Source organism: Bacteroidota bacterium, assembly GCA_016715945.1.
Classification (GTDB): Bacteria; Bacteroidota; Bacteroidia; order Bacteroidales; family F082; genus JALNZU01.
Genome location: JADJXJ010000001.1, coordinates 340202 through 357463 on the forward strand (window position 1 = coordinate 340202; position 17262 = coordinate 357463).

The window sequence follows — 17262 nt, forward strand, 5'->3', positions numbered from 1 at the left end:
CCACCAGGCGCCAAACAACCTGACCTCTCCTCATTCCAGAATTCGTTTTGCCTCTTCCATGTTTGTTTCATCCGAGGCCAATAAAATCAAGGTGTCGCCAACCTCAAGAATGGTGGAACCACCAGGTATAAAATATTGATTGTTCCGCCTCACCATTGCAATCAGGGCGTTCTCAGGAAAGCTGAGTTCGAGCAGTTTTTTTCCGGCAGCTCCCGAACCTGGTAAAATCTGCATCTCGTGCATGAGGGTCTTGGGATGCTCCTCGAGAATATCGCTCAGATTAGAGGGGGATGCCTCGGTAGCAGAATCAATCACCCCAAACAACCTGGCCGCAGCAGGTATGGTTGTGCCCTGAAGCAGCACCGATACGACCGACACTGCAAACACTATATTGAAAATCAGGTCCGATTTGTCAATTCCGGCGATGAGCGGGAATGTGGCAAACACGATAGGCACTGCGCCACGCAATCCCACCCAGGAGATGAATCCAATCTCGCGCACCGGCATCCTGAATGGTATCAGACTCAAAAATACACCCAGTGGCCGCGACACAAAAATCTGAAAGGCAGCAATCAAGACACCCAATCCCAGCACGGGTAACACGTGGCTGGGGAAAACCAACAGCCCGAGCGTCAGAAACAAAACAATCTGCATCAGCCATGCCAGTCCGTCAAACACCTTGATGATGGTCTTTTTGTGGATCAGCTCTACATTCGAAATCATGACAGCTGCGATATAGATGGCTAAAAATCCGTTTCCTCCCACGATGGATGTTAATGAAAAAATAAGCAGCATCAGGGCGATGCTCAGCACAGGATACAGCCCTTCGAAACCCAGGTTCATCCTGTTGATCAGGCGTGGGCTAAACCGTCCTGCGAAATAACCCAGGATTGCACCGAGACTCATTTGCTGAAAAAACAGAATAAATTGTCGTCCCGGGGACTCGTGCTGATTGACCACCAGACCCAGGAAAGTAATCGTAAGCACATACGCCATCGGGTCGTTGCTGCCACTTTCGAGCTCCAGCAGCGGACGCAAGCGTCCTTTCAAACGAAGACTTTTTGAACGAAGGATCGAGAATACGGCAGCAGCATCGGTGGATGAAACAATGGAAGCAAGCAGCATGCTTTCGAAAAAACTCAGCTTGGTGAGCCACCAAACAAAGGTGCCGAGGCTGAGCGCGGTGAGCAAAACTCCGGCTGTTGATAGCGCCACTCCCGGCCAGAGCACCGGCCGGATGCGCTCCCAGCGGGTGTCGAGTCCACCGGAAAACAGGATGAAATTGAGGGAGACTACGCCGATGAATTGTGCAAGCACCGGACTATCAAAATAAATTCCGCCTATGCCCTCCGAACCTGCCAGCATACCTACCGCCAGAAACAGCAAGAGGGTAGGGATGCCGTAGCGAAAGGCGCGGTTGGCGGCCAACAAGCTGATCAACAGCAAAATGGACGAAATTAAAAGGATGCTCTCTGTGGTCATTTACTCAGTTGGATTGTGGATAAGGGTGCTTTGCTTTTCGCGGTATCTAAAATCATCAAATATAAGAATTGTTGTTCTGGCAGATAGACGGGGTAAAATACATCGATAAATTCCTAATTTGCTGCCAAAATTTCCTTCATGGAAAACCTTGCAAAAGATCCTCATATTTTTTACCAGCCAGGCAGCAGCCTGAATGTCAATCATTTTGCCTGCGATTGGGTTTCGGCCATCGGCAACAAGGACAATGCTGCCAGGGCGTTGGAGGGTAATATCGAAATGCTGGCGCGCATGCAGGACATGCTTTATGCTTCTGCCCGTTATGCAGTGCTCGTTGTTTTTCAGGCCATGGATGCGGCTGGCAAGGATGGTACCATCAAGCACGTGATGTCGGGATTCAACCCGCAGGGCACCCAGGTTTTCAGTTTTAAGGCCCCCACGCCTGAAGAAGTGGCCCATGATTATTTCTGGCGCACCTACAAATGCTTTCCGGCCAAAGGTCAGGTAGTAATTTTCAACAGGTCGTACTACGAGGAGGTACTGGTCACCCGCGTTCATCCCGGGTTTTTGTTGCGTCAGCGCATTCCCGGATATCAATCTGCCGACGATTTTGATGAAAATTTCTGGCAGCAGCGATTCCGACAGATCAACGACATCGAACGGCATCTCACCGAAAACGGCACGGTCATCATCAAGTTCTTCCTGAACATCTCAAAAGACCAACAGAAAAGACGCTTCTTGCGGAGACTCGACGACCCGGCGCGCAACTGGAAATTTGAGGCTGGCGACCTGGAGGAGCGCCGTCACTGGGATAAATACATGCACGCCTACAGCGAGATGTTGGCACATACATCCACCGGTTATGCGCCCTGGTATGTGATTCCGGCCGATCGCAAATGGTTTATGCGCTATGCTGTGAGCAATGTGCTCCTGAATCGCTTTGGTGAGCTCGAACTGCAATATCCGGAATTGCCCGAGGCCGAAAAGCTGAAACTGGTCACCTACCGCAATGTGCTGATGCAGGAATAGAAACCGGAGCCAACTCAGTAACCGTATTTTTCCCTCCAGAGTTTTTGCAGCCTCAGGCGCAACTCTTGTTCCCGGCTGTTGTTGCCAGGCTCATACAGCCGTGTGCCGGCAATGGCATCGGGCAGCATCTCCATTTCAGCAAAGTTATCGCTGAAGTCGTGGGCGTATTTGTATCCCTGCCCATAGCCCAGCTCGTCCATCAGTCGGGTGGGCGCGTTGCGAAGTGCAAGGGGTACACTCAGGTCGCCGTATTTGCGCACTAGATCCTGAGCTTTGTTGATTGCAACATAGCTTGCATTACTCTTGGGTGAGCAGGCCAGGTAGATGGCTGTCTGCGATAGGATGATGCGGCTCTCGGGCCAGCCTATTTTATTCACGGCGTCAAAGCATGCGTTGGCCAGCAGCAGGGCATTGGGGTTGGCGTTGCCGATGTCTTCCGAGGCCAGGATGAGCATGCGCCGCGCAATGAACAACGGGTCTTCGCCGGCTTCAACCATGCGGGCCAGGTAATACACAGCGGCATTGGGGTCGCTGCCTCGCATCGATTTGATAAAGGCCGAGATGATGTCGTAGTGCATCTCGCCTTTTTTATCGTAGCGGGTCAGGTTGTTCTGTATCAGCTTTTTCAGCAGATCGTTGGTAATGTGCAGGGTTTTGCTGCCCGATCTGGCCTCGGGATGGAGTTCCACGGCAAGTTCGAGGGCATTGAGCAGCTTGCGGGCATCGCCTCCACTGATCTGCATCAGCGCATCCATGGCAGCAAACTCAATGTTGCAGCCTGTTTCTTTTTCAAGCACCGCCAGAGCCCTTGAAGTCAGCGTTTCCAGATGATTCATTTCGAGCGGCTTCAGCACGTACACCTGGCAGCGGGAGAGCAGGGGCGCGATAACTTCAAAGCTGGGATTCTCGGTGGTAGCACCGATCAGGGTGATGTAGCCCTTTTCAACTGCGCCCAGCAGCGAGTCCTGCTGCGATTTGCTGAACCGATGGATTTCGTCAATAAATAATATAGGAGGGCGGTGCAGCAGCCTGGCCTTTTCAATCACCTCGCGCACCTCTTTAACGCCGGAGGTCACAGCGCTGAGGGTAAAAAACTGACGTTCGAGCTGCTGGGCGATCAGCAAGGCAAGGGTGGTTTTGCCCACACCCGGAGGCCCCCAAAGAATGAGGCTCGGTATGCGGCCACTCTGCATCGCTTGCCGCAGTATGGCATTTTCGCCCACAAGATGTTCCTGACCGACATACTCTTCCAGACTCGTTGGCCGGAGCCGTTCGGCCAAAGGCATGTTTGCTGACATGGGTGTCATGTGCTTTTCCTGACAAAGGTAAGCAATCGCCGGTGCGCGCCTGATTCAGGCTGGGCAATACAGGTCTGAAAAAAAAAAACCGCCTGCTTGGGCGGTTGTCGTAGCGAGAGCGAGAATTGAACTCGCGACCTCCGGGTTATGAATCCGACGCTCTGACCAACTGAGCTATCTCGCCGTTTGGGAGTGCAAAAATACAATTTTTGTTGTTTGTGAAACAATACCCCTCTGGTAAAATTTCGGTTTTTGCACCTCTAAAGCTGTTAACTTTTTAACATCATTTTGCGCTGCAGCATACCAATTTGGTTAATTTTGCAGGCATCAACATCAAACTTTTTGGCCATGAAAAAGCTGTTTTTTCTCATGCTTTTGCTTGGAGCCGGCACCCTGATGGCCCAGCAGCCCGCTACTGCCCCGACCACCAACGGCCCCGAAATAACCTTCACCAAGCTGGTACACGATTATGGAACCATTTTCGTTGGCTCCGACGGAAGTTACGAATTTGAGTTCACAAACACCGGCAACGAACCCCTCATTCTGAGTCAGCCGCGCTCCTCCTGTGGATGCACGGTACCCGACTGGCCACGCAAACCCATTTTGCCGGGCGAAAAAGAAAAGATCAAAGTCACCTACAACACCGCAATACGTGGTAACTTCACCAAAACGGTGACCATTCTCTCCAATGCCAAGACGAACAATTCTGTTGTGCTGACCATACGCGGAAATGTAGTGGACAAGCCTGCCGAGAATCTTCCTGAAAAGACCAGCGCCGTGGGTCAGAACCCCGGGGGCAGATAAAAAATGAAATCGAAAACGACCGGCCCTCAGCAAGCCGGTCGTTTTATATAAAATCGAACCAGACAAAACAAAACCAGCGCCATGCCAACGATCTCGCAAAAGGGCCGCCAAATGCCCGAATCGCCCATCCGCAAGCTTGTTCCTTATGCCGAAGCCGCCAAAAAACGCGGCATCAGAGTGTATCACCTCAACATAGGCCAGCCCGACATCCATACGCCGGAAGTTGCCTTGCAGGCCATCCGCAACTACGATGGCAAGGTGATCGAATACAGCCATTCGGCTGGCATTGCTTCCTACAGGGCCAAGCTGGCAAGGTATTACGAAAAGCATAACATCTTCGTCAGTCCCGACGAAATCATCATCGGCGCCGGAGCCTCCGAAGCCCTGCTTTTTGCTTTTCAAACCATCATGGATCCCGGCGACGAAGTCATCATACCCGAACCATTCTACGCCAACTACAACGGCTTTGCCATCAATGCGGGTGTAAAAGTGATACCTATCCCCTCAGACATTGATTCCGGCTTTGCGCTTCCGCCAATTGCCGACTTCGAGAAGTCGATCACCCCGCGAACCAAGGCCATTCTGGTTTGTAACCCGAACAATCCCACCGGATACCTCTATTCGGAGGAGGAACTGGAAGTGCTCAGGCAGCTGGTCATCAAATACGACCTGTATCTTATTGCCGATGAAGTGTACCGTGAGTTTTGCTACGATGGCCACAAACACCATTCCTGCATGCACCTCAAAGGCATTGAGCAGAACGTCATTCTGATCGATTCGGTTTCGAAGCGCTACAGCGCCTGTGGCGTGCGCGTAGGATGGATGATCTCCAGGAACAAAGAGGTGATGCAGACGGCACTCAAGTTTGCACAGGCCCGCCTCAGTCCGCCCAGCTTCGGGCAAATAGCCGCCGAAGCCGCCATCGACACGCCGGAGACTTATTTCGAAGAAGTGCTCGAAGAATACCTCCACCGTCGCAACCTCGTAGTTGAACGTATCAACAAAATGGATGGCGCGTTTTGCCCCAACCCCAAAGGTGCATTTTATGTGGTAGCCCGTTTGCCCATCGACGACAGCGACCGTTTCTGCCAATGGCTGCTCGAAGATTTCGCCTTCGAAAATCAAACGGTCATGCTGGCACCTGCCAGTGGCTTTTATTCCACCCCCGGTCGCGGAAAGGATGAAGTGCGCATCAGCTATGTGCTCAATACCACCGACCTGGCAAGGGCAATGGATGCACTGGAACATGCCCTGAAAGTTTATCCCGGAAAGACGAACTGAGGATTGTTGCCGCTATCGCAATAAGGCAACCCCCGGAACAGAATCAATAAGTCCGTGGTCACTCAGCCATTGCGAACAGGATGGCTGGCAGCATGACCAATATGTATTCGTGCAATAAACTTTGCTTCCTGGGTTTTGTGGCAAAATCTCATAATTTGCAACCAGGTTGCCGCTTTGCTTTCATCAGTATGCTGAAGTCACTTTAGCCTCTGGCTATTCCAAACGAACCTGTAAGGAAGTCGGGCATCGTCGCCTGCATAATCTACCCCGATACGTGGTGTAACGATTATTTCCTGACTTCCGCAGACTTTTTTGAATTTTTGAATTTTGCATTGTAAGTTGTTGTATGTCTGTGTTTTAAAAATTGGGTGTTTGGAATTTTGGGTGTTAATTTGGTTTTTGTTATGATATTTGCGGGTGTTTGTCAGGAAGCTAAAGCATAAAAGCGGCAGGATCTATGTACAAGTAGTTGAGAAGCTCAACCGCAAGTATAAAGTTAGGAAGAGTTTTGGGGCTGCCACTGATGAGGATGCTTTAGAGGCTCTGGTAAGACGGGCTCAACAATGGATTAAAGAGTATCAGTCGTTAGCGGAGTTTGACTTTGACCAGGAGAGAGCCGTTTATGCGGGTCTGCTCGACGCTATCACATCCCACAAGCTTGTTGGTATCGATCTGATTCTGGGAAAGATATTTGATGAGATTGGTTTTAATCAGGTCATTGATCCGTTGTTTAAATACTTGGTTTTGTACAGGTTGGTTTATCCCAGGAGTAAATTAAAGACAACAGAATACCTTTACCGGTATGCCCAGAAATCCATTTCGGAGGACAATATTTATCGATACATGGACAAGCTTTATAACACTCAGAAGGAGCTTGTTCAGCAAATCAGCTATAAGCACACGATGCGTATACTTGCCCAAAGGGTTCAAGTGGTGTTTTATGATGTAACGACGATTTATTTTGAGACCGACGGTGAAGATGATTTTCGGCGCACGGGATTTTCGAAAGAAGGAAGGCATCAAAATCCACAAATTGTTTTAGGGCTGCTTGTCGTCAAGGAGGCTATCCTTTGGCTTACGATGTTTTTGATGGAAAAAAATTCGAAGGGCATACCATGTTACCCGTTATCAATGGGTTCAAGCAAAAGTATAACATCGAAAAACTGACTGTTGTAGCTGATTCAGGTTTGCTGTCGCAATCTAACATTGAAGAGCTTACAGTCAACGGACATGATTTTATTTTAGGAGCAAGGATCAAAAATGAAGCTCAGTGGATAAAAGAAAAGATCTGCAGCCATACTTTTAATGATGGTGACACAATAGTCATTGAGAAAGAAGGGTTCAGGCTTTTAGTCAACTACTCCCATCAAAGAGCAGAAAAGATAAATACAACCGGGAAAAGGGGCTTAAACGATTAGAAAAAGCAATCAAGACAGGCAGGCTTACAAAAGCAGCTATCAACAATCGAGGCTACAACAAATTCCTGGAAATAGATGGGCAAGTTCAAGTTCGCATTGATCAGCAAAAGATACAGCAAGACCAAAGATGGGATGGCTTAAAGGGATACTTGACCAATTCTACCCTGCCCAAAGAGGAAATACTTGAAAACTACAACCAACTGTGGCTAATTGAGCGTGCTTTCAGAATTGCTAAAACAGATCTGAAAATCAGACCAATCTTCCACTATAAGCAAAGAAGGATTGAAGCACACATCTGCCTGAATTTTGTGGCATATAAAGTTTTCAAAGAGCTTGAAAGACAGTTAAAAGAGAAATGTTCAGATCTCTCAGCAGAAAAAGTAATTGAAATCGCACAAAGCATTTACGAAATCGAAATTACCACCCCAAAACAAAAAGAAAAAATCAAGAAAATCCTACTGCTGACCGAAGAGCAAATGAAACTGGCCCAAATCTTTGATATAGGGTGTTAATTTGCGGAAGTCAGGAGGATTGTTGCCGCTATCGCAATAAGGCAACCCCCGGAACAGAATCAATAAGTCCGTGGTCACTCAGCCATTGCGAACAGGATGGCTGGCAGCATGACCAATATGTATTCGTGCAATAAACTTTGCTTCCTGGGTTTTGTGGCAAAATCTCATAATTTGCAACCAGGTTGCCGCTTTGCTTTCATCAGTATGCTGAAGTCACTTTAGCCTCTGGCTATTCCAAACGAACCTGTAAGGAAGTCGGGCATCGTCGCCTGCATAATCTACCCCGATACGTGGTGTAACGATTATTTCATCGGGTTCAGGATGAAAGTGTTTTGATATCCCGATAAGTGTGCCGTCGAGTGGCTGTGCATTGTGCATGCGACTGATACCCAGTGCGATGCTGAGTTTGCCTGGTCCGTCGGCCAGCCCGTTTTTTTGATTTTTACCCCTGCGATGCATCATCACATCCAGGCCTTCCAACGGATGCACGGCTCTGATGAGTACCGCGTTGGGCACGCCCTGCGGACCGGTTACGACATTGAACAACTCGTACATGCCGTAGCACAGATACACATAGGCGCATCCGCCTTCTTCGTACATGGTTTTGGTGCGTGGAGTAAACCGGCCTCCAAAAGCGTGCGATGCCCGGTCGTTTATGCCGGCGTAGGCTTCGGTTTCGACGATAATGCCCGAGGTCAGGATACCGTCAACCTTGCTGAAAAGTCTGCATCCGAGCAACATGCGTGCCTGATGCACCACGTCGTCCGATAAATAAAAACTTTTGTCGAGCAATATGCCCGGCTGCGCCAGATGCATCTTCTACTGTGGTTTGGGCAACAAAAGGGCGCTGAGCACGCCAACACTCAGGGTGAATACAAAATTCACCAAATGGGCAGTGAGCAAGGTGTCCAACCCCGAGCTGATCCAGATGATTGTAAAGGCAAGACCGCTGACGATGGTCACCAGCGCAGCCAGCCCGTGATAGCGTTTCCAGAAAAACGACAGCAGCACCACCACCGAAAATGTGGCGCCTATGCCTGCCCACACATAGCTGACGATGGAAAAGATTAGTTTCGATTGAATGGTATAAGCCACCACAAGCGCTACAGCAGCCAGGGTCAGGGTGGTCAGCCGGTTGATAGCCAGTCCGTTGCTGATGTTAATGCCTCGCTTGTGGAGGGCAGGTTTGAGGATGTTTTCCGAAAACTCGGTGGCGCTGAGCACCAGCAGCGAATCGGCGGTGGAAATCATGGCAGCCACCGCGCCGGTGATCAGCAGGGCTGCAATGGCAGGGGGAAAAATCTTCAGCATCACAGCGGGCATCACCATTTCGCGGTCGTGCAGCGTGTCAGGTCCGAAAATGGCCAAACCGATCCATCCCAGCATAAGGGCGCCAATGTAGGCCACTATCGTCCAGGCGATACCGATATTGCGGGCGCGTATGGCCTGATTGCGGTCGGAGATGGCCATAAAACGCATGCTCAGCTGGGGTTGCCCGCCCAGATAGCCGAAAAACCAGCTGAACCCTCCGACAATGACAAGGCCGGCGGCAAATCCTTCGGCTCCGCCTGTGAGCGAGGTATATTGCGGACCGGCAAGCTCTAGGGCTTCCATCATGCCGCCGGCAAAGGTTTCGGGGTGACGGCTCAGGTAGATTAGTCCGGTGATCGGCCCCGCCACCAGGGCAACAATCATAATCATGGCCTGAATGACATCGGTATAGACCACACTCCGGAACCCTCCATAAATGGTATATGGAACGATGATGGCAGCGGTGATCAACATCCCCCAGCGGGCTTCGAGGCCAAACATGGTGAAAAGAGTTTTGCCTCCACCCAGGAATTGCGCACCTACATAGAAAAAGAAGAAAAAGACAATGGCGGCTGCCGAGACCAGTTTGATGTGCGGGGCCATGTTGCCAAAACGTACGGCCAGAAACTCCGAGAAGGTTATCGAACTGCTTTGGTCGGCCGCTTCACGGATCCGCCACGCCAGCAGCCACCAGGCAGTGATGATGCCGGCAACGCAACCCAGGGCTGTCCATATTTCGGCGAGCCCCAGCGCATAGGCCGCTCCGGGCAGGCCCAGCAAAGCCCAGCTGCTTTCGCCTGTGGCCCGCTCCGAGAGCGCAGCCACCCAGCCCGGCAAACGCCGCCCTGCAATGGTGTAATCCCCGGTGGTTTTTACCTTGCGACCCTGCCACACGCCCCAGGCAATCAATATGCCCAGATAAGCAAGCATCACCACAAGAAGTTGTGTCTGTTGTGCCATAAGCCGTTTTGTCAGTTTCTTTGGCTGACGAAAGTATAAAAAACCCCAAATTTTCCCAACTTGTCAGCCATTGCCTAAAGGCAGGATTTTTGATTAAATCCGGAAAAAAAGCCATGATCCGTCCCGATATCGAAATTGAAGAACTGGTGCGCGTCTATCCGTACTCGGTGCGCTACCTCATGCAGCAGGGCATCAAATGCATTGCCTGCGGCGAACCCATCTGGGGCACCCTCGAAGAAGCAGCCCGCGAAAAAGGCTATGGTGATGCCGACATCGCGCGCTTTGTCAGCGAATTGAACCAGCTTGCAGGCTCTCAGGAAACATCTGAACAGGCGGATAAGCAGATAAGCATCGACCCGCTGGATGTATGATGAGCTAAGGAGCCAGCCGTGTGCGTTTCCATTGGCCGAGGTCGTTGACTTCGTACAACATCCTGTCGTGCAGTCTGTTGGCTCGCCCTTGCCAAAACTCTATGCGTCGGGGTTTCAATAGGTAGCCCCCCCAGTAATCGGGCATGTCCAATGGTTTGCCTGACTTAAGGTAATCGTCGGCCTGGGCTTCAAGCTCCAGTCGTGAAGCTATGGCCGTGCTTTGCGGCGAAACGATAGCGCTTAGCCGGCTGCCATCGGGCCGGCTGACGAAGTAAGCCCGCGATTGTTCCCGGGAAACCTTTTCGGTTATCCCCTCGATGCGCACTTGTCGCTCCAGCTCTGGCCAATAGAACAACATGGCTGCAAGCGGGTTGGCGGCGAGTTCTTTCCCTTTCCGGCTTTCATAATTTGTGTAAAACACAAATCCCTCTGAGCCAAATTCTTTCAACAGAACCACCCTGGCCGAAGGCTGATTGCCTGAAGCAGTGGCCAGCACCACCGCATTGGCTTCGTGGGCATGGGTGGCCACGGCTTCTTCAAACCACTGGCTGAATAAAACCAGCGGATCATCGGGCAAACCTGCATCGTCGAGCTCGCCTTTGACATATTGTTTACGCATCCGGTGCAACTTCATCATCTATTGTTTTAAAGACTGCAAAATTAATTAACTTGGTAGCCTTGTTGCGATCTTATGAAACTCCGGCTTTTCGAACGCAGAACCATTTACTGGCCAACAACAACGGGATGGCTTGTGCTGTTCATCCTTTTAGCCTTTTTATTCTGGCTGCAACTAAAATCCATCTATCCCTTTCTGGCAAAGCCACACAAACCTGTGTCGGATATCCTTGTGGTCGAGGGGTGGCTCCCCGACAACGGATTGCGCGAGGCCATGGAGTATTACCGGGCCAACGGATACAAAAAAATGATCATCACCGGAATACCCATCACGCAATGGACTTATTCGTCCCCGCATACCAATATGGCGGATGCCTCGGCAGAGACGATGCGGCGCATGATGTTTCGCGATACGATCTACACCGTCAGCATTCCCTCAACCATCTACCGCGACCGTACCTATGCCACTGCGGTGGCGCTGAAAATGCGTTTCGAGGACTGGGGCTTGCCTCCCGGACAATCCTTCGACCTCTACAGCATGGGCGCCCATGCCCGCCGCTCCTGGAATATGTTTCGAAAGGCGTTCAAAGGCACAAAAATCGGGCTGCTGGTAGCCACCGATCGCACTTTCGACCCCGAAACATGGTACAAAACCAGCCGGGGATTTCGCACCGTCTTTTCCGAATGGATCAGCTACTGGTACACCACATTTGCTTTCTTTCCTGATGAGGAGCACTACCGGAACCAGATCATTCTCGGGCGATACATTGATGAAATTATCACCCAAAGGCTTAGAAAAGACAATGAATTCGCCGACCCTGAAAAATCGCCCTTGCCTCCCGATCTGGTGCCAAAATTTGAGGGCCTGGATTATTTCTATCCCGATATCAACTACAGGATCAGGGCAGCCTTCACCACCGATACTTCAGAAGCGCCTTTTCGCATGCCTACAACCACCAGCCGTTTGCCACTCTACAGGAAGTATGGCTACATCTATTTTTCCATTGGCGATACTTCGTTGAGGCTCACTGCCTTCCAAAACTTCGACTACCTGCAGGCCAATCCCGGGTACCGGAAGCTATTTGTGCCATTCAAAGATTTCACCAACGGCGAAGAAACCTATGGCGGAGGCCGGTACCTGGATGTGGATATGCCTGAAGGCGACAGCCTGACCATCGATTTCAACCTGGCCTACAATCCATACTGTGCCTACAGCGACCGCTGGTCGTGCCCGATTCCTCCCGATGAAAACCGCCTTGAAGTGCACATCAGGGCGGGGGAGAAAAACTTTAGCCTAAAATAGCCCCCATGTATCCCATCAGTGTGCTTTTGGTCGAAGATGAGCTGGTGATACTCACCGTCATGCGTCATTTTCTCCGGGGATTGGTGGCACAGGTTTACGAGGCTGCCGACGGACAACAAGGCCTGGAACTGTACCTGAGGCATCGCCCTGATCTGGTGGTCACCGACATCCGCATGCCCTTGATGAGCGGCCTCGATATGGCAGCCCGAATTCGCCAGACGGACCCCGATGCCCGGATCATCCTCGTGTCGGCTTATGGTGAATCGCACTTTTTTACCAGAGCCATCGAACTAGGGGTCAAATCGTACCTGCTCAAACCCATCAGCGAAGAGCGATTCAAAACAGTCATTAGAGAACAGGCGGATGAAATATTGCTGAGCCAGAAGGTGCAACAGGAAGAGCAGCTCAGGCGCGAGGCCGAAGCTACCTTGCTGCGCAACGAACAGGTGCTTCAGGCAGTGAGCGAGGTGGCCGAACTTTTGCTTGTCAGCAGCTACGACAGCAACCCCCTGGCCAAGGCCCTGGAGATTCTTGGTAAAGCAACGCGGGTCAGCCGGGTGTATATCTTCGAAAACTTCCGGCAGGATGATGCCCTGTTCAGCCGGCAGATACTCGAATGGACCGCACCGGGCATCACACCCGAAATCGACAATCCTAACCTGCAGGCAGTGCCCCACGACAGTGAGGCCTTCGGCCGATGGGCAAGCATGCTCGCCAAAGGTGAGCCGGTGTTCGGACTCGTCAGCGAAATGCCCCTTCCTGAGCAGGAAGTCCTGGGTCCGCAGGGAATTATCTCGGTGATGGCAGTGCCGATATTTACCGGCGACCAATGGTACGGCTTCATGGGCTTCGACGAGTGCAGCTACGCGCGGCAGTGGTCGCCTTCGGAACTTAATACCCTCCTCACAGCAAGCAACATCATTGGAGCTGCCATTGCCCGGCAAAATGCAGAAAAAGAACTCGTTGCCCTCAACAAATCGCTGGAAGAACGGGTGAAGCAACGCACACGAACGCTCCAGACCGAGGTCAATGAGCGCCGTCTGGCAGAACAGCTCCTCAGGCAAAGCGAAGAAAAATACCGGCTCATCTTCGAAAACGCCAACGACGGCATCGTGCTTTCCTCCGGCGGAATCATCGAGTTCATCAATCCGCGGTTTTTTGAGCTCACGGGCTACCTGCCAAACCTCCTCGTCGGCAGGCCGCTCACCGACATACTTGATCCTGAGTTCAAGGCCCCGTTTTCTGATTTGATGCAAAAGGCCGAAGCTGGAGAGCAATACATCCCGCATATGGATGCCCAGATCGTCACCTCCACAGGACATCGCGTGTGGGTGGAATTTAAGTTCAACCACGTGAGGTGGGACGAAGAGCCGGCAGTGCTCAATTTTATTGCCGATATCAACCAAAGGAAAATATTCGAGAGCGAGCTCCGCGACCTCAATGCCAACCTTGAATTGCGTGTTCAGGAGGCATTGGCACAACGCGAAAAACAACAACAAAAGATCATGCATAAGTCTCGACTCGAATCGCTTGGCGAGCTTGCCGCCGGTATCGCACACGAAATCAATCAGCCCCTGGGCGGAATTTCCATGAGCCTCGACAATGTGCTCGACGAATTGCACTCCGGCACACTCACAAACGATTACCTTGAGCGAAAAATCAACGCCATGTTTTCGGACATTGAGCGATTGAGGCAAATCATCAGCCATGTGCGCATTTTTGCCCGCGAGCAGGACCCTGAACTTCGTAAACCATTCAGCCTGAACGAAGTAATTAAGAATGCGCTGCAACTCATTGGTCGGGCTTACCAAAACAACCTCATACACCTTAAGGCCGTTTATTGCGAACCCGATGCCCTGATCTACGGCAATCCCATGCGCCTGGAACAGGTGCTTCTCAATCTGTTCAGCAATGCCAGATATGCCGTCGAACAAAAAAGGAATCAGCAGGTTGGAGGGTATGAACCTTCCATAATTATCAGTGCAATGGTGCTTGGAAATCAGGCTGTGGTTACCGTAACCGATAACGGCACGGGCATACCTCAGGACATCCTGAACTCTGTTTTCGATCCTTTTTTTACCTCAAAAAAGGCCGAAGAGGGCACGGGGCTGGGCCTTTCCATCAGTTATGGCATCATCAGCGAAATGGGTGGCACCATCGAAGTTGAAACCAAAGAGGGCGAGTTTACGTCCATGATCATACATCTGCCTGTATATCAGATTAATAAATAGTTTACTATGCAGAAACTTCGTATTCTTGTGGTCGATGATGAGGCTCGAATGCGTGAGGAGATCAGCGAATACCTCAGCAAACGCGATTACGAAGTCATGGTCGCAGCCGATCCTGCCGAGGCCAGCAGACTATTGCAAAAACACGATTTTCATATAGCAATTCTCGATATCCGTTTGCCGGGCATCAGCGGCCTGGAACTCTTAAAGATCATCCGCGAAGCACATCCGCAGATTGAAGTCATCATGATCTCAGGACATGGCGACATGAACAGCGTGATCGAGGCGATGCGGCTTGGTGCGGTGGATTATTTTCAGAAGCCTTTTCGCCTCATCGACCTCAATCAGGCCCTGCAACGCACCAAACGATATATCGAACTATCGGTTCGGCTAAGCCAAACCCGCCACACCCTCGATTATCTGAGCAATCAGTTTGGCAAGCATAATGGCAGTGTGATGATCGGCCAGAGCCAGGCCATTCGCCAGGTAGCTTCATTGATGGAAAAAGTTGCCGCCACCGACCACACTTCGGTGCTGATTACCGGCGAAAGCGGTACGGGAAAGGAACTGGTAGCGCTGGGGATTCATTTGCTCAGCAACCGTAAGAACAACCTTTTTCATTCGGTCAACTGTTCCGCAGTCACCGAAAGCCTTTTTGAAAGCGAGTTTTTCGGCCACAAAAAGGGCGCATTCACTGGTGCAACCGAAGACCGCCAGGGTTGGTTTGAGGTGGCTTCCGGAGGCACGCTTTTTCTTGACGAGATCGGAGACCTTCCTCTGGGGCAACAGGCCAAGCTGCTTCGTGCACTTGAGGAGCGAAAGATACGGCGAGTGGGCAGCCACCACGAGATTAGTGTGGACGTGCGCATCATTGCCGCATCCAATCAGCCACTGAACGAGATGGTTGCCAATAAGCAATTCCGTTCCGACCTGTACCACAGGCTCAGCACCTTCATTATCCATCTTCCTCCTTTGCGCGAGCGCCCCGAAGATATCGAACCCATTGCAAATCATTTTGCCGGGCATTTTGCCCGTTCGATGAACAAAACAATCCATGGCCTGAACCATGCTGCATTGCAATCGCTCTTGCAATATGAGTTTCCCGGAAACATCCGCGAGCTGCGCAATATGATCGAACGCGCCGTGATCCTTTGCGACAAGGAATGGATCGAGCCGGCACATCTTGTGATGCGTACCACCGGCCTCAGTCATCATCAGGTTGATCTGACCGACGAAATTCTCGACCTGGAGGAACTCGAGAAAAGCGCCATCCGCAAAGCTTTGCTACGAAGCGGCAACAACAAAATGGCTGCGGCTCGTCTGCTCAACATCAGCTGGCAGGCCCTCGACCGCCGTTTGCAGAAATACGGCCTGGGCAATTGATGGCGGGGTAAACTCATCGAACCATCTTAAGCCTTACAACGAAAAAAGGGCTGTTCCTTTCGGAACCAGCCCTTTACATTTTGATCGCTGCGGATTACATCACTTTTTGTGCGATGGCCTTAAACGCTTCAGGGTTGTTCAGGGCCAGGTCGGCGAGCACCTTGCGGTTGATCTCGATATTGGCCTTGTGAAGCTTGCCCATAAATACGCTGTACGACATGCCGAACTGACGGGCAGCGGCATTGATACGTACAATCCAGAGCGCCCTGAACGAACGCTTTTTGTTGCGACGGTCGCGATACGCATACTGCTGGCCTTTTTCCCAGGAGTTTTTCGCAACGGTCCACACGTTCTTGCGACGGCCAAACTGACCCCTCGTAAGTTTGAGGATCTTTTTCCTTCTGGCCCTTGATGCAACTGAGTTGACTGATCTTGGCATTTTACTTCATTTTTTCGCCATAGCGCCTCCCCACGGAGAACTTTGAGGCTATGGCAAAGTTCAACATTGATTTAATTACACCTGAAGAAGTTCACGAATGTTCTTTTCATCGGCCTTGCTCACCAGGGTGGCATACGTAAGGTTGCGCTTACGCTTTGTAGCTTTCTTGGTGAGGATGTGGCTTTTGTAAGCGTGCTTCCTCTTGATTTTGCCTGTACCGGTGAACGTAAAACGTTTCTTGGCACCGGATTTTGACTTCATCTTTGGCATTACTCTGCGGTTTATTTAGGTTTATTTTCGGGGTTTCTCACTACTTTTTCGGAGCGATCATCATCATCATGCGCTTTCCTTCGAGCTTGGGCAGTTGTTCCACTTTGCCAACTTCTTCGAGCATGCTGGCAAACTTGAGCAGGATGATCTCACCCTGGTCTTTGTACACAATGCTGCGCCCTTTGAAGAATACTTCCACACGCACTTTAGCGCCTTCCTCGAGAAATTTTTTGGCATGCCTGAGCTTAAACTCGAAGTCGTGGTCGTCGGTATTGGGTCCCATCCGGATTTCCTTTACCACCACCTTGGCCGACTTTGCCTTAATCTCTTTTTGTTTTTTCTTTTGCTCAAAGAGAAACTTCTTGTAATCGAGCACCCTGCAAACCGGGGGATTGGCTGTGGGCGAAATTTCCACCAGGTCCAGTCCGGCCTCTTCTGCAATGGCCAGCGCTTCCCTGATGGGAACAATCCGGGTTTCTATGCCTTCGCCAACCACCCTCACGATGGGGGCAGTGATGCGCTCGTTGATCCGGTGCGGATCTTCTTTTTTTGGAATTCCTC

Annotated in this window: 15 protein-coding genes, 1 tRNA gene and 1 pseudogene; 8 read left to right on the top strand and 9 right to left on the bottom strand. The window is 51.1% G+C overall.

Features of this window, described 5'->3' with window-relative positions; translation table 11 throughout:
* Window positions 1–30: 30 nt before the first annotated feature.
* Complete coding sequence (locus IPM52_01200; protein MBK9290242.1) at window positions 31–1482, bottom strand: potassium/proton antiporter; 1452 nt, start codon at window positions 1480–1482, stop codon at window positions 31–33.
* A 138-nt stretch (window positions 1483–1620) separates the two neighbouring features.
* Here IPM52_01200 and IPM52_01205 point away from each other — a divergent pair, with 138 nt between their 5' ends.
* On the top strand, window positions 1621–2508 hold the full coding sequence (locus tag IPM52_01205; protein MBK9290243.1) for a polyphosphate kinase 2 family protein: 888 nt from the start codon (window positions 1621–1623) through the stop codon (window positions 2506–2508).
* A 14-nt stretch (window positions 2509–2522) separates the two neighbouring features.
* On the opposite strand, the gene IPM52_01210 is transcribed toward IPM52_01205, so the two are convergent.
* Together IPM52_01210 and IPM52_01215 are read right to left on the bottom strand one after the other, a co-directional pair.
* Window positions 2523–3806 carry a replication-associated recombination protein A gene (locus tag IPM52_01210; protein MBK9290244.1) on the bottom strand — a complete coding sequence of 428 codons (1284 nt, stop codon included), beginning with the start codon at window positions 3804–3806 and terminating at the stop codon, window positions 2523–2525.
* A 110-nt stretch (window positions 3807–3916) separates the two neighbouring features.
* A tRNA-Met gene (locus tag IPM52_01215) sits at window positions 3917–3990 on the bottom strand.
* A 164-nt stretch (window positions 3991–4154) separates the two neighbouring features.
* On the opposite strand from IPM52_01215, the gene IPM52_01220 reads away from it, so the two are divergent.
* The 3 genes and pseudogenes from IPM52_01220 to IPM52_01230 all read left to right on the top strand — a co-directional run bounded on the left by IPM52_01220 (window position 4155) and on the right by IPM52_01230 (window position 7821).
* Window positions 4155–4610, top strand: coding sequence for a DUF1573 domain-containing protein (locus tag IPM52_01220; protein ID MBK9290245.1), 456 nt, complete (start codon window positions 4155–4157; stop codon window positions 4608–4610).
* A gap of 81 nt (window positions 4611–4691) precedes the next feature.
* Complete coding sequence (locus IPM52_01225) at window positions 4692–5891, top strand: pyridoxal phosphate-dependent aminotransferase (GenBank protein ID MBK9290246.1); 1200 nt, start codon at window positions 4692–4694, stop codon at window positions 5889–5891.
* 417 nt (window positions 5892–6308) lie between these two features.
* A pseudogene (locus IPM52_01230) lies at window positions 6309–7821 on the top strand (IS1634 family transposase).
* 213 nt (window positions 7822–8034) lie between these two features.
* Here the strand turns inward: IPM52_01230 and IPM52_01235 are convergent.
* Window positions 8035–8637, bottom strand: a complete 603-nt coding sequence (locus IPM52_01235) for a DNA-3-methyladenine glycosylase (protein MBK9290247.1) — start codon at window positions 8635–8637, stop codon at window positions 8035–8037.
* Between the two features lie 3 nt (window positions 8638–8640).
* Window positions 8641–10092, bottom strand: a complete 1452-nt coding sequence (locus tag IPM52_01240; GenBank protein ID MBK9290248.1) for a sodium/proline symporter — start codon at window positions 10090–10092, stop codon at window positions 8641–8643.
* A 113-nt stretch (window positions 10093–10205) separates the two neighbouring features.
* Here IPM52_01240 and IPM52_01245 point away from each other — a divergent pair, with 113 nt between their 5' ends.
* Window positions 10206–10463, top strand: a complete 258-nt coding sequence (locus tag IPM52_01245) for a DUF1858 domain-containing protein (GenBank protein MBK9290249.1) — start codon at window positions 10206–10208, stop codon at window positions 10461–10463.
* Window positions 10464–10467: 4 nt separating this feature from the next.
* On the opposite strand, the gene pdxH is transcribed toward IPM52_01245, so the two are convergent.
* A complete protein-coding gene (gene pdxH / locus IPM52_01250; GenBank protein ID MBK9290250.1) occupies window positions 10468–11097 on the bottom strand; it encodes a pyridoxamine 5'-phosphate oxidase in 630 nt (209 codons plus the stop codon).
* A 57-nt stretch (window positions 11098–11154) separates the two neighbouring features.
* Here pdxH and IPM52_01255 point away from each other — a divergent pair, with 57 nt between their 5' ends.
* The 3 genes from IPM52_01255 to IPM52_01265 are packed head-to-tail and all read left to right on the top strand — an operon-like array spanning window position 11155 to window position 15992.
* Window positions 11155–12381 carry a DUF1684 domain-containing protein gene (locus tag IPM52_01255; protein ID MBK9290251.1) on the top strand — a complete coding sequence of 409 codons (1227 nt, stop codon included), beginning with the start codon at window positions 11155–11157 and terminating at the stop codon, window positions 12379–12381.
* Window positions 12382–12386: 5 nt separating this feature from the next.
* Window positions 12387–14612 (top strand): response regulator, encoded by a 2226-nt coding sequence (locus tag IPM52_01260; protein MBK9290252.1) that lies wholly within the window; start codon window positions 12387–12389, stop codon window positions 14610–14612.
* A 6-nt stretch (window positions 14613–14618) separates the two neighbouring features.
* A complete protein-coding gene (locus IPM52_01265) occupies window positions 14619–15992 on the top strand; it encodes a sigma-54-dependent Fis family transcriptional regulator (protein MBK9290253.1) in 1374 nt (457 codons plus the stop codon).
* A gap of 94 nt (window positions 15993–16086) precedes the next feature.
* On the opposite strand, the gene rplT is transcribed toward IPM52_01265, so the two are convergent.
* The 3 genes from rplT to IPM52_01280 all read right to left on the bottom strand — a co-directional run bounded on the left by rplT (window position 16087) and on the right by IPM52_01280 (window position 17257).
* Window positions 16087–16431 carry a 50S ribosomal protein L20 gene (gene rplT, locus IPM52_01270; GenBank protein ID MBK9290254.1) on the bottom strand — a complete coding sequence of 115 codons (345 nt, stop codon included), beginning with the start codon at window positions 16429–16431 and terminating at the stop codon, window positions 16087–16089.
* A 75-nt stretch (window positions 16432–16506) separates the two neighbouring features.
* Window positions 16507–16701 carry a 50S ribosomal protein L35 gene (gene rpmI, locus IPM52_01275; protein MBK9290255.1) on the bottom strand — a complete coding sequence of 65 codons (195 nt, stop codon included), beginning with the start codon at window positions 16699–16701 and terminating at the stop codon, window positions 16507–16509.
* Between the two features lie 40 nt (window positions 16702–16741).
* Window positions 16742–17257, bottom strand: a complete 516-nt coding sequence (locus IPM52_01280; protein ID MBK9290256.1) for a translation initiation factor IF-3 — start codon at window positions 17255–17257, stop codon at window positions 16742–16744.
* Window positions 17258–17262: the final 5 nt, after the last annotated feature.